At 68.3% G+C, this 12,327-nt stretch carries 11 protein-coding genes; 3 read left to right on the forward strand and 8 right to left on the reverse strand.

Annotation, left to right across the window (positions count from 1 at the left end; translation table 11 throughout):
- Window positions 1-167 precede the first annotated feature (167 nt).
- Window positions 168-527 (reverse strand): hypothetical protein, encoded by a 360-nt coding sequence (locus J2126_RS22110; protein WP_169121041.1) that lies wholly within the window; start codon window positions 525-527, stop codon window positions 168-170.
- A 299-nt stretch (window positions 528-826) separates the two neighbouring features.
- Here J2126_RS22110 and J2126_RS22115 point away from each other — a divergent pair, with 299 nt between their 5' ends.
- Window positions 827-1,201 (forward strand): hypothetical protein, encoded by a 375-nt coding sequence (locus tag J2126_RS22115; protein ID WP_209488946.1) that lies wholly within the window; start codon window positions 827-829, stop codon window positions 1,199-1,201.
- 42 nt (window positions 1,202-1,243) lie between these two features.
- Here J2126_RS22115 and J2126_RS22120 read toward each other — a convergent pair whose 3' ends face one another.
- From J2126_RS22120 to galE, 6 genes are all read right to left on the reverse strand, one after another.
- Complete coding sequence (locus J2126_RS22120) at window positions 1,244-2,746, reverse strand: amino acid permease (RefSeq protein ID WP_209488947.1); 1,503 nt, start codon at window positions 2,744-2,746, stop codon at window positions 1,244-1,246.
- An 81-nt stretch (window positions 2,747-2,827) separates the two neighbouring features.
- A complete protein-coding gene (gene eutC, locus J2126_RS22125; protein ID WP_209488948.1) occupies window positions 2,828-3,610 on the reverse strand; it encodes an ethanolamine ammonia-lyase subunit EutC in 783 nt (260 codons plus the stop codon).
- Window positions 3,607-4,995, reverse strand: a complete 1,389-nt coding sequence (locus tag J2126_RS22130) for an ethanolamine ammonia-lyase subunit EutB (protein WP_209488949.1) — start codon at window positions 4,993-4,995, stop codon at window positions 3,607-3,609. Before J2126_RS22130 ends, eutC begins: the two co-directional genes overlap by 4 nt.
- 90 nt (window positions 4,996-5,085) lie before the next feature.
- Complete coding sequence (locus tag J2126_RS22135; protein ID WP_209488950.1) at window positions 5,086-5,970, reverse strand: amino acid ABC transporter substrate-binding protein; 885 nt, start codon at window positions 5,968-5,970, stop codon at window positions 5,086-5,088.
- A 206-nt stretch (window positions 5,971-6,176) separates the two neighbouring features.
- Window positions 6,177-7,118, reverse strand: a complete 942-nt coding sequence (locus J2126_RS22140; protein ID WP_209488951.1) for an NAD(P)/FAD-dependent oxidoreductase — start codon at window positions 7,116-7,118, stop codon at window positions 6,177-6,179.
- A 90-nt stretch (window positions 7,119-7,208) separates the two neighbouring features.
- The gene (gene galE, locus J2126_RS22145; protein ID WP_209488952.1) at window positions 7,209-8,204 is read right to left on the reverse strand and encodes a UDP-glucose 4-epimerase GalE; all 996 of its coding nucleotides are present in this window, start codon (window positions 8,202-8,204) and stop codon (window positions 7,209-7,211) included.
- A 247-nt stretch (window positions 8,205-8,451) separates the two neighbouring features.
- Here galE and J2126_RS22150 point away from each other — a divergent pair, with 247 nt between their 5' ends.
- Both J2126_RS22150 and J2126_RS22155 read left to right on the forward strand, forming a co-directional pair.
- On the forward strand, window positions 8,452-9,801 hold the full coding sequence (locus J2126_RS22150) for a glycosyltransferase (protein WP_209488953.1): 1,350 nt from the start codon (window positions 8,452-8,454) through the stop codon (window positions 9,799-9,801).
- Window positions 9,802-9,811: 10 nt separating this feature from the next.
- Window positions 9,812-11,002 carry a glycosyltransferase gene (locus tag J2126_RS22155; protein WP_209488954.1) on the forward strand — a complete coding sequence of 397 codons (1,191 nt, stop codon included), beginning with the start codon at window positions 9,812-9,814 and terminating at the stop codon, window positions 11,000-11,002.
- Here J2126_RS22155 and J2126_RS22160 read toward each other — a convergent pair.
- Window positions 10,980-12,317, reverse strand: coding sequence for an aminotransferase class I/II-fold pyridoxal phosphate-dependent enzyme (locus tag J2126_RS22160; protein ID WP_209488955.1), 1,338 nt, complete (start codon window positions 12,315-12,317; stop codon window positions 10,980-10,982). The genes J2126_RS22155 and J2126_RS22160 overlap by 23 nt on opposite strands.
- Between the last annotated feature and the right edge of the window lie 10 nt (window positions 12,318-12,327).

Below are 12,327 nucleotides of genomic sequence, written 5' to 3' on the forward strand. Positions count from 1 at the left end.
CGACCGATTCAGAACGCTTCGGTCCCACCATGGCGCCATGGCGCCTCCGGGGCAATCCGCGCGGGCGAGACGACGCAGGCTCCGCCGCGACGCCCGGCCGCTGCGGCCTCCCCCCGATCCGCGACTCCGGCCGCGGATGGCGGTGTGTCGGGCCTATCCGAACCCGCTCACGCCGCCTTTGCAAACGGCGGCTGGTCCTCCGGCTGCTCCGCCTGCGTGGCGTTCAGCAGCTTGGACTGGACGATCTCGGCGACCGCGACCAGTTCGGTGCTCCAGGCGAGAGCCGATTGCTGGAGGAAAGCCGCCTCGCGGGTGACGAAGGCGGAGGGGTTCTGCTCGCGCGAGAGCTGGCCGAGAAGCTCCACCTGCTCCTGCACCTGCCGGCCGACGAACTGCTGCAGGTGCGTGCTGACCGCGACCGGGCAGTCGAAGAACAGGTTCTTCCATGCGGTCACCGGCCAAGCCATGGGTGGCGTGGCCGGTGACAGCGCGCGGGCGAGACCCTGGAACATCACTGAGTCGTTCATGTCCATTTCTCCCGTCTGACGATGACCCCCGGACCTGAGCACCCCCCAGCGCCCATTGGAAATACCGTTTCACGGATGTGAGACTTCGGCGTTGCGGAAGGTCAAATGCCTTGCGCGCCGGATCGGGGAAAATCACATTTCCACGCGTCGCCCCTCGGGCGACATCATCATCGCACTCCGCCGGCCCGCTGCCTATGGTTGCGCCAGCCCGGCGAAGGGCGAAACAGGCTTCCGTCAACGCATCGTGATGTCCGCGCTCGGGACGGAGCCACAGGCCGCAAGGTCGGGGAGAAGACAACATGACCCAGTTGCCGCACGGCTTCCGTCAGATCCGCATGGAGCTTGCCCGTGAGAAGGGGCATCCGGACGGCGCCCGCAATCACGGCTACAGCTTCGTGGCGCCCCTCGACAGCGCCGGCCGCATCGATGCGGCGGAGTGGGCGAAGCACCGCGACAGCTGCCGCGTGGTGAAGTTCCGCCCGGACGAGGCGGATGAGGTGGGCCATCTGGTGCGTCGCCCGGGCGGCAGCTGGGCGTTTCGCTATGACATTTCCGGTACGGACGATGACGAGGCCGGCTACCGCTTCGGCGACGAGCGGTTCGAGGTGGGGGAATATGTCTCCGTCCATGAGGACGATGAGATGCACACCTTCCGGGTGGTCTCGGTGATCTGAAGGGGGCAGGCGGTCCGCCCGTCGGGGCGGACCGCGGGTTTGTCAGTAGCTCTTGTATTCGGCCGTGCCCTTGGAGAGGGCAAACTCCTCCTCCGGCGAAAGCACCAGCTTGTGCCGGCCCCAGAGGCCGAAGTAGGCGATGCCGGCCGCGAACCAGAGGGCCACGCCGATCACGCCGTTCCGGTAGATGGGATCGGAGAGCTGAAACCAGATGGTGATGATGGCGATCACGATGGTCGCCACCGCGCCGGGGACGCCGAACGGGCTCTTATAGGGCCGCTCGATGTGCGGCATGTTCTTCCGCATGAGGATGAACGATACCGCCTGCATCACGTAGGAGAGCATGGCGCCGAACACCGCCATGTTCAGCAGCGTGCCGCCGATGGCCGCCGCGCCCGCTTCCGCCCCCAGCGCGAACCAGATGCCGAGCATGATGACGAGGCCCACCAGCGCCCCGGCCACCATGGCCACGTGCGGCGTCTTGCGTCCGCCATGGGTGACGGAGAGGCCCCGCGGGAAGTAGCCGGCGCGGGAGAGCGAATAGATCTGCCGGCCCTGCGCATAGATGATGGTGTGGAACGAGGCGATCAGCCCGATCACCGCCACCAGCGCGAGGAGCTTGGCGAGGCCGTCGCCATAGATGGCCTTGAAGCCGTCCAGCAGTGGCTCCAGCGAGGTGGAGAGGCCGAAGGCGCCGTTGGCCACCGAGGAATTGAGCCACAGAATCATGAAGGCGGAGACGATGAGCGTCGCCATGCCGGCCATGATTCCCCTGGGCATGTCGGTCTTGGGGTCCACCGATTCCTCGGCCGCCAGCGGCAGTTGCTCGATGGCGAGGAACAGCCAGACGGCGAAGGGCAGCGCCGCTAGCGCGCCGCCGATGCCGAAGGGCAGGAATGGCCCGTCGCCGTTGGGCAGCTCCACCGCCGCGCCATCCGGACCGACGCCGATGTTCAGGGCCCAGCGGGAGAAGTTGGCCACCGGAAGGGCGCTGACCCAGAAGGCGACGAGGCAGGCCAGCGCTGCCAGCGTCACCACCAGCGTCACGCGGAAGGAGAGCTCCACGCCGGCGATGTTGAGGCCCACGAAGATGATGTAGCCGAAGATCCAGTAGACCGGCTGGAAGGCGGGCGGGGTGCCGAAGATGGAGCCCATGTAGGATCCGATGAAGGACACCACCACCGCGGGCGTGATGACATATTCCACGTTCTCGCACAGGCCGGTGACGAAGCCGCCCCACGGCCCCATGGTGGTGCGCGCGAAGGAATAGGCGGCGCCCGTGTGGGGCAGGGCCGGCGACATCTCGGCGATGGAGAAAGTGAGGCCGAGATACATGATGGCGATGATGACCGCCGCGATGAACATGCCGCCCCAGCCGCCCGAGGCAATGCCGAGGTTCCAGCCCGAGAAATGGCCGGAGATGACCGCCCCCACGCCCAGTGCCCAGAGCGACCAGACGCGCGCGTGCCGCTTGAGGGCCCGCTGTTCGAAGTAGGTTACGTCCACCGTGGTGTAGGTGACGCCGGATTTGCTGCCTTCGGCCATGCCCAGCCCTCCGTGCGCGGTCGATCCCGCCAGACCAGGAATAAAAGCAAGTTCAAAGCCAGATCAGTATATTACGTTACGTCAAGTCAGTGTTGGCGCCAGTTTCAGGGGTGGAATTCCCGCTTCGAGCAGCAGATCGCTCTCGTCCTTCAGCTCGACGCCGCTGACCTGCCGCGCGAATGCTTCGCGAACGTGCCAGGCCAGCTTGAAGGCGGCCAGATCATAGGCAAGGCCCTCGGGGCGCACATTGGAGATGCAGTTGCGCTCCGCGTCCGAGCGTCCCGGCCTGGGGCTGAACGTGAGGTAGAGGCCGAGGCTGTCGGGGGAGGAGAGGCCGGGCCGCTCCCCCACCAGGAGCGCCACGGCGCGGGCCTTCAGCAAATGCCCAACCTCGTCGCCCAGGGCCACCCGCGCCTGAGAGGCGATCACCACCGGTGCGGTGGTCCATCCGGCATCGGCGATGCGGCCCTTCAATGCCGCAAGGAAGGGGCGGGTGTGGGCGTGGACGGCGGCGGAGGAGAGCCCGTCCGCCACCACGAGCGCGAGGTCCACCGGCGCGCCTGCCGACGCTGCGAGGCGGGCGCGGCTCCCGTCCGAGAGCCGGCGGCCAAGGTCCGGCCGGCGCAGATAGACGTCGCGGGCCGCCGCCGCGCTTTCTGCGCGCAGGGTGGCAAAGCCGAGGGCGCGGACCTCCTCCTCCACCCGATCCGCATCGAACGGCGTGTGAACGGCATCGCGCGCCTGCGCATGGGCGAGGGCGAAACGGAGCACCTCCTCCGTGGGCAGGCTCGCACCCGTGCGGCCCAGCGCGATCCGGGCCGGCGTGTGGCGCGCGAGCTTCAGCCAGGGGTCGCGCTCGATCATGCGGCGCGCTCCGCCACATAGCCCAGCAGGGGATTGCGGGCGTCGGCCGGCAGCAGGCGCCCGTCCGTGCCGGTGATGTCCATCTTCTCCAGCCACGCCTCGAACTCCGGCGCGCGCTTCAGCCCCAGCACCTCGCGGATGTAGAGCGCATCGTGGAACGACGTGGACTGGTAGTTCAGCATCACGTCGTCGGCGCCGGGAATGCCCATGATGTAGGTGACGCCCGCCACCCCGAGCAGGGTGAGCAGCGTGTCCATGTCGTCCTGGTCGGCCTCGGCGTGGTTGGTGTAGCAGACGTCCACGCCCAAAGGCACGCCGAGCAGCTTGCCGCAGAAATGATCCTCCAGCCCGGCGCGGATGATTTGCTTGCCGTCATAGAGATATTCCGGGCCGATGAAGCCGACCACGGTGTTCACCAGCAACGGATCAAAGGCGCGGGCGACGCCGTAGGCGCGCGCCTCGAGCGTCTGCTGGTCCACCCCGTGATGCGCCCCGGCGGAGAGGGCCGAGCCCTGCCCGGTCTCGAAATACATGGCATTCTGCCCCACCGTGCCGCGCTTCAGCGACCGCGCCGCATCGGTGCCCTCGGCGAGCAGCTTGAGGTCGATGCCGAAGGAGCGGTTCGCGCCCTCCGTGCCGGCGATGGACTGGAACACGAGATCCACCGGCGCACCATGATCCATCAGGGCGATAGCGGTGGTGATGTGGGTGAGCACGCAGCTTTGGGTGGGAATGTCGAAGCGCGTGATGATCTCGTCCATCAGCTTCAGCAGCCGGTCGATCACCGGCACGCTGTCGGAGGCAGGGTTGATGCCGATCACCGCGTCGCCGCAGCCATACAGCAGCCCGTCGAGGATGACGGCGGAGACACCGGCCGCGTCGTCGGTGGGGTGGTTGGGCTGGAGGCGCACCGCCATGGTGCCGGGCAGGCCGATGGTGTTGCGGAAGCGCGTCACCACCCGGCACTTGCGGGCGGCGAGGATCAGATCCTGGTTGCGCATGATCTTGGAGACCGCCGCCGCCATCTCCGGCATCAGGCCGGGGGCAAGCGCGGCCAGAACTTCCGGCGTCGCGGCTGGCGACAGCAGGAAGTCGCGCAGGTCGCCCACCGTCATGGCGGAGACCAGTGCGAAGGCCGCGTTGTCGTGGCTGTCGAGGATGAGGCGGGTCACCTCGTCGCCCTCGTAAGGCACCAGCGGCTCGGCGAGAAAGGTCTTGAGTGGCAGGTCGGCGAGGCACATGCGCGCCGCGACGTTTTCCTCGGCGGTGGCGGCGGCGATGCCCGCGAGCATGTCGCCGGAGCGCGGCGGAGTCGCCTTGGCCATCAGGTCCTTGAGGTCGGAGAAGACGAACGACTTCGCTCCGATGCGATGGACATGAGCCATGGCGCGCTCCGATCGGGCGGGCGCGGCGCATCTGCCGCGTCCTCAGGCCCTAGCGATAAGCAACAAATATGCCCTTTGGGAAAGTCCTGTCTATTTCGGCACGCCGTTGATGACGAACAGCGCGTTGAGGAACTGGTCGGGCGGGAACTTGCCGAAACTTTTGGCATAGATGTCGCGGATGCGGTCGGTCCGGTAGAGGTCGGCGAGGGTGGTGTCCACCAGAAGGCGGAACGTCTGGTCGCCGCGGGGCAGCCCCAGCGCATAGGTTTCGAACGTGAAATACTGATCCGAGAGGCTCAGGCGGCTGCCGAACGCGGTGTTGGCGATGAGATAATTGAGGATGCCGCGGTCGCCGAAATAGGCGTCGAGCTTGCCGTCGGCCAGTTGCTTGAGGCCGTCCGGATGGTCCGTCACGGTGACGATGGTGGCGGTGATGCCCATCTGCGAAAGGGTGGCGCGCAGCGTTTCCTCGGTCGTGGTGCCCTTGAGCACGCCGACCTTTTTGCCGCGCAGCTCCTCCAGCCCCTTCACCGCCGAACCGCGCGTAACCACGCCCGCGCCGTCGAGGAACGTGGGCAGGGAGAAGTCCACCAGTGCCCGCCGCGACATGGTCATGGATGTGGGCTCGCACAGGATGTCGATCCGCCCGTCGCGCACCGCCTCGAAGCGGTCTTCGGCGGAGACCTTCACATAGTCCACCGCCATGTTCGGCAGTTTGAGGGAGCGCTTGAGGGCGTCCGCCACCTCGCGGCAGAGATCCACGATATAGCCGGAGGGCTGGCCGTTGCTGGCCGCATAGGAATAAGGCGGCGCGAACTGGCGATAGCCGATGCGGAAGGGCTCTCCCTTGGTGAGGCGATCCAGCGTCTGCGCGCCGGCCGGAACTGCGAGCGCGGCGAGGAGAAGGGCGGCGACCGTCGCGCCTCGCGCGCCCGTGGTCCTGATGCTGGCGTGAAACGCCGCAGCGATCGCCAAACCGATAATTGCCCCCAGACCCGCCCGCATATCCGCCCCCGTGTCCGCCGCCTCCCGCGGATCCCTTCCGCCGATCTTGCCCGGCCCGCCCGGCGCGGCCAAGGACTTCCGTGCACGGACCGGATAGGTCGGCGCGCATTGTGGCGCGAAAGCAACCCCTCCGCCTTCGCGCGAAGCGTTCGGTCGTCTCCCCTTGCAACTGGCGCCTATTTCACGCGCGGCGAGCGAACCGGATGAGGCGCCGCATCAACGGCAGAGCGGCGGACCCGCTCCGCGAAGCGCGCCACGGCGTCCTGCTCCAGCGTGCGCTGGATGGCCTTGGCCGCCACCACGCCATCCGCCATGGAGGTGACGCAGCAGGGATGCATGCGCTGGGCGATCTCGCCGATGGCGTAGAGATTGGGAACGGACGTCTCGCAATCGGCGCTGGTCTCGACGAAGCCGCGCACATCCCGCGCAAGATCCAGATGCCGGGCGTAGGGCAGGTACGGCTCCCAGCCGTAGAGCACGAGGAACCTGTCGAACCGCTCGCCCGCCACCGCCGGCACCTCGGGCTCCACCGGATAGGCACCGATGCGTACGTCGGATGGCGGCACCTTCTCCAGAAACTCGCGCCGCGCGCGGATGGTGCGGGCAAACAGGGTGACACGGGTGGCGCCGCGTTTTCTCACGAAGATGTAGTTCTCGAAAGCGTTGTCTCCGCCGCCGAGGATCGCGACCGAGCGACCTTCGAAATCCGCGTTGAAGAGGGTCTGGCCGGGGCCGATGATGACCTCCTCGGACGCGCTGAACCCCCCCTTCACCGGCCGCACGCCGGTTGCAAGGACGCAGGTGCGCCCCATCACCACCTCGCCGGTGGCGGTTGTGACGCGGAAGCCCTCTGGGATCACCTCAAGCTCGCTCACCGCCTCGCCGGTGCGGCAGATGATGTCGTGGTCGCGCATGTGGCGGTCGACTTCGGCGGCAATCTCGATGCCGGTCTTGTCGCGAATGGGCGCGATCCACTGGTTCGGGTACGGATTGTCATTGCCGAGGCCGCCGAGGACGGGGCGGCGCTCGACGATGCACGGGCGGAAGCCGAGCATCTTCAGCCAGAGCGCACAGGACGCCCCCGCCGGCCCCCCGCCGATGATAACCGCGTCGAACATGGACGCCCCCGATCCCGCCTGTGCGCCAACGGGCGCATGCGGCAGCTTATGCGAGGCTGTCGTCCACGGCTAGAAAGCGGGCGGGAAGGCTTAAGCCGGCTGAAGCTGCCGGCGCGCGAGCGTTTCTTCCCACTCCAGCGCCGAACGGACGATGACTTCCAGATCGTCGAACCGGGGTCGCCAGTTGAGTTCGGCCTGGATGCGGCTCGAATCCGCGACCAGGCGGGCGGGGTCGCCCGGCCGGCGCTCGCGCACGATGACCGGGAACTGGACTTTCGACACCCGGCGGACCACATTGAGGACTTCGCGCACCGAAAAGCCGCGACCGTAGCCGCAATTGTAGACGAGGCGTGTCGCGCCAGCCCTCAGCCCATCGAGAGCGGCAAGGTGCGCCGCCACCAGGTCCGCCACATGCACATAGTCGCGGATGCAGGTGCCGTCAGGCGTATCGTAATCCTCGCCGTAGAGATCGACGTGGGGACGACGGCCCGCAACCGCTTCGGCCGCAACCTTGATGAGATGGGTCGCGCGGCGCGAGGACTGGCCGCAGCGGCCCGCCGGATCTGCCCCCGCCACGTTGAAGTAACGCAGCACGGCGTGGGAAAGCGGGTGTGCCGCGGCAATGTCCGTAAGCATCCATTCGGTCGCGAGCTTCGACCGGCCGTATGGGGTGATCGGACGCTTGTCCGCCGTTTCCGGAATGAGGTCGGTGCCGCCCTCGCCATAGACGGCGGCGGTGGAGGAGAAAATCAGGCGTTCCACACCGCTGGTGACTGCGGCTTCGAACAGGGCGCGCGAGCGCACCGTATTGTTCATGTAGTAATCGAGCGGCTGGGCAATGGAATCCACGACGACAATTCGCGCTGCGAAGTGGACGATGTCCCGAATGTCGTGCGCTTTGATCGTAGACCGGACCAGCGCGATGTCCCCGATATCACCGACGACGAGTGTCGCGGCCGACGGGACGGCATGGCGGTGCCCGGTGGAGAGGTCATCCAGCACGACGACGCTTTCGCCCCGATCGACAAGAGCGTGCGCCATGTGGCTGCCAATATAACCAGCACCACCCGTCACCAAAATCGCCATCGTGCTGATCTCCAGCGTTTCGATGTCTTTCCTCCATTCCCTCTGGCGATGCAACAAAAACGTGTTGCGCTGCAGGCTGGGGTGCGGGGGTTGTCCCCATTCCCCACGTCCTTGTTGCACCGCCATCACAACGCAGGGTAAGTCAGCGGATGGCGTCGCAAGTGACGGGGTTTGCGTTTTGATGTGCGGCGTGCCGCAGATAGTACCGAGTGCATCATCCCCGCGTCCGCTTCGCGTCGCGCTGTTCGTGCACGCCTTCTATCCGGACCACCTCTATGGAACCGAGGCCTACACCCTCGCTTTGGCGCGCCAGTTCAAGGCGTTGGGCCATGCCCCGACCGTGGTGACCGCGCGCGGGGCGGGCGAGCAGGGGCAGGCCGAGGAGGTCGTGCGATACGAGGTCGAGGGCATCCCGGTGGTCCGCATCGACCGCAACCGGAGCCCGTCGCGCTCCGCGCGCGAGGACTATGACCATCCCGCGCTCGCCCCGCTGATCGAGCGCATCCTGCGCGATCTGAATCCGGATGTGGTTCATATCGCCCACCTCGCCAATTTCACGGCGACGCTCCCGCATGTGACCGCCCGGATGGGCATTCCGACGTTCGCGACGCTCACGGATTTCTTCAATCTCTGCATCACCACGCGGCTGGAGTTGCCGGACGGGAGGCTCTGTCACGGGCCGAACGCGAGCCGCAGCAATTGCTTGTCCTGCGGCATGCTCGCGCGATCCGTGGAGCGGCCGAGCGCGTTCTGGCGGATCCTCGCGCAGCCTGCCGTCCGCACGGCTGCGGGTGTGACCGCCGCGATGCTTGCGCCAGTCCTGCCCTTTTCCCTCGGCCGCGACGCGCGGGCGGTTCGAGATCGGGCGCAGGTGCTCCGCGTTGCCCTCGCCCACTGCAAGGCCGCCTTCGCGCCCAGCACCTTTCTGGCCGAGCTGTTCGATGCCCATGGGGCGGGACCGCCGCTGTTCCGCTCTCCTTTCGGCGTCGATATCGACCGGACGCCCAAGCCCCCCGCGCCGACCCGGCCGGTGCGCTTCGGCTTCATCGGCCAGCTGGCCTATCACAAGGGCCCGCACCTGCTGCTCCAGGCGTTGCGGGCGCTGCCGCGCGACGCCTTCACCGTCGACATCTGGGGATCGGAGAGCCTGTCGCCGGCCTATGCCCGCGACCTGCGCGCGGTGGCGGAACAGACGGTGCCGCCCTTGCCGGCGCGGTTCCGCGGCACCTTCGCGGAAAGCGAGATGGCGCGGCTTCTGGCCGACGTGGACGTGCTGGTGATGCCCTCCACCTGGTTCGAGAATGCGCCCTTGACCCTCCTCAAGGCCCTCGCCACCCATACCCCGGTGATCGTTTCGGACGTGCCGGGCATGACCGAGTTCGTCGAGGAGGGCGTCAACGGCTTTTCCTTCCCGCGCGGCGATGCGGAAGCGCTCGCCCTCGTGCTCCAACGCTTCGTGGACATGCCTGACCTTGCCGCCAACATGAGCCGGACGACCGCCTACGACCGCACCGAGCGCGACATGGCGCTGGACCTTCTCGCCTTCTACAGCGCCTTCGGCGTCGTGCCGGGCGGAACCGTCGCGGTCTCCGCTTGAGGGGGCTGGCATGAGGATCGCCATCCTCGCGTCCGGCGTCCTGCCGGTGCTCGATGGCGTCACCGTCAGCGTCGATGCCCGGGTCCGCCGGCTGGTGGCGCGCGGCGACGAGGTGCTGCTGCTTGCGCCTGCCGCCGCCGACGGTGCGCGCCCCGCAGGTCTCCCTGAGGCCGTGACTTTCGTGGGCCTGCCGAGCGTGCCCTTCGGCGCGGCGGCTTCCGACCGAAACGTGGTGCCGGCCGCCGCCCGGGAGATCGACCGGGCGCTGGCCGCCTTCCGGCCCGATCTCATCCATGTGGACGAACCCGAACGGCTGGCCCTCGGTCTCCGCCGCATTCCGGGGCAGGCGTTCGCGCGGCGCCACCGGGTTCCGCTGGTCGCCTTCTTCCACACCAATTTTGCCGATTATCTCGGCGCGGAAGGCCGCTACTACGGTCTTGTCGCGCCAGTTCGCGCTGTGGTCTGGCGTGTGGTGGCGCAGCTTTACAATCGCTATGACGCGACCCTTGTCCCGAGCGCGGGCTCGCTCGCGCGGCTCCGGCGCTTCGGCCTCGCGAATGGCCGCGCTGGCCGGTTCAACGGTGCCGACACGCGCGGCTTCCGCCCCGATCTGCGCCAGCCCGGCTATTGGGCCGACCGCTGGGCGCGACCGGACATCGACGGGCGCGTGGTGATGCTGATCGCCGGCCGGCTGACCGCCGACAAGGGGTGGGCGGACTGGCAGCGCGTGCTGCCGGCGCTCGCCGTGCGGCTGGGTGATGCTCTCGCGATCGTGGTCGCGGGGGATGGCGCCCTGCGGGGCGAGGTGGAGCGGCTGGTCGCGCCTCTGCCAGCGGGATGTCTCACGGGTGCGGTGCCCCGCGCGGAGATGGGCGCGCTGCTCGCCAACAGCGACCTCTATGCCACCCTGTCCCGCTTCGAGAACGCCAGCCTTGCGGTCTATGAGGCCCTGGCCAGCGGCCTTCCCGTGCTCGGCCTCGAGGCCGGCGGACTGCCGGGGCAGGTGCGCCACGGCGTCGATGGCCTGTTGTTCAGGCCCGGCGATGCGTCCGGCTTCGTCGGGGGCTTGGCGCGATTGGTGGAGGACGAGGACGCCCGTCGTGCCCTCCGCGAGGGGGCCTTGGCGCAGCGCCCCCTGCTGGACTGGGACAGCGCGTTCGCGGCGTGGCGCGATGCACTCAGCGCGGACGATCCCCCGTAAGCCCCAGAGCCGAGGCTTCTTCGGCCAGCGCCTCAAGCGCCGCGTCGATCTGCTGGGGGCTATGCGCGGCGGAGAGGAAGAAGCGCAGCCGCGCCGAGCGTTCCGGCACCCCCGGCGGCAGCACCGGGAAGGCGTTGATGCCGCGCTCCAGCAGGCGCTGGGCGAGGATCACGGTCTTGATGGTCTCGCCCACCATGATCGGCACGATGCCGGCGCCCCAGGACGGCCCTACATCGAGACCGAGCGCGGCGGCGCCATCGCGGAAGGTCCGGCTGTTGGCCTGGAGGCGCTGAACGCGCTCCGGCTCCTCCAGCATCAGGCCGAGCGCCATGCGCGCGGCTTCCGCCACCGGCACCGGCAGGCCGACGCTGTAGACCATGCCCGGCGCGAACGCCTTGAGATAAGCGACCATCGCGGCCGGCCCGGCGATGTAGCCGCCGCAGCTCACCAGCGATTTCGAAAGCGTGCCGAACCAGATGTCCACGGCCCGCGGATCGACGGCCGCATGTTCGGCGATGCCCCGTCCCGTCGCGCCGAGCACGCCGAGGCCATGCGCGTCGTCGATCATCAGCCAGAAGCCGAACCGCGCCTTCAGCGCCACGAGACGGGCGAGGTCCGGCCCGTCGCCATCCATGGAGAACAGGCCCTCGCTGACCACCAGCACCCGCTCGAACCGGTGGCGCTCGCGCTCCAGCATGGCTTCCAGCGCGTCGAGATCGTTATGGGGAAAGGTGCGGCGGGTGGCCGGCGCATATTGCGCGCCGAGCACCACGGAATTGTGCATGAAAGCGTCGGTGACGACGAGATCCTTCGGCCCCATCAGCGTCGGAAGGACGGCGATGGCTGTCGCGTGGCCGCTCACGAAGGCAATCGCATCCTCGGCCCCGTAAAGGCCGGCCAGCGCCCGCTCCAGCGCCAGATGGGCCGGGCGCTCGCCGGACGAGAGGCGGCTGCCCGACACGCTGGTGCCCCACGTCTCGGCCGCTTCGGCGACGGCGCCGATGATACGCGGATCGCCATTGAGGCCGAGATAATCGTAGCTGGCGAAATTGACGACATCCCGCCCCTCGATGCGGGCGGTGGCGCCGGACCGTCCCTCATGGAGGCGGTGGTAGGGGTTTTTCAGGCCCAGCATGTCGGCCGCCGCCTGCTGCGCGGACAGTTCCTTGTAGCGGGGCAGGTTCTCGAACGAGAGGAGCCTGTCTCGATCCACGAAGGCGGGGGAGGCGGCGGGCGCCGGCACGGCGCTGCCCTCGCGCATCTCGCCGAGGAGACGCGCAAGGTCGTCGTCGGACAGTCCGCGACGCCCGCTCACGGCAGCAGCC

This window comes from Xanthobacter flavus (genome assembly GCF_017875275.1).
In the GTDB taxonomy this organism is placed as follows: Bacteria; Pseudomonadota; Alphaproteobacteria; order Rhizobiales; family Xanthobacteraceae; genus Xanthobacter; species Xanthobacter flavus_A.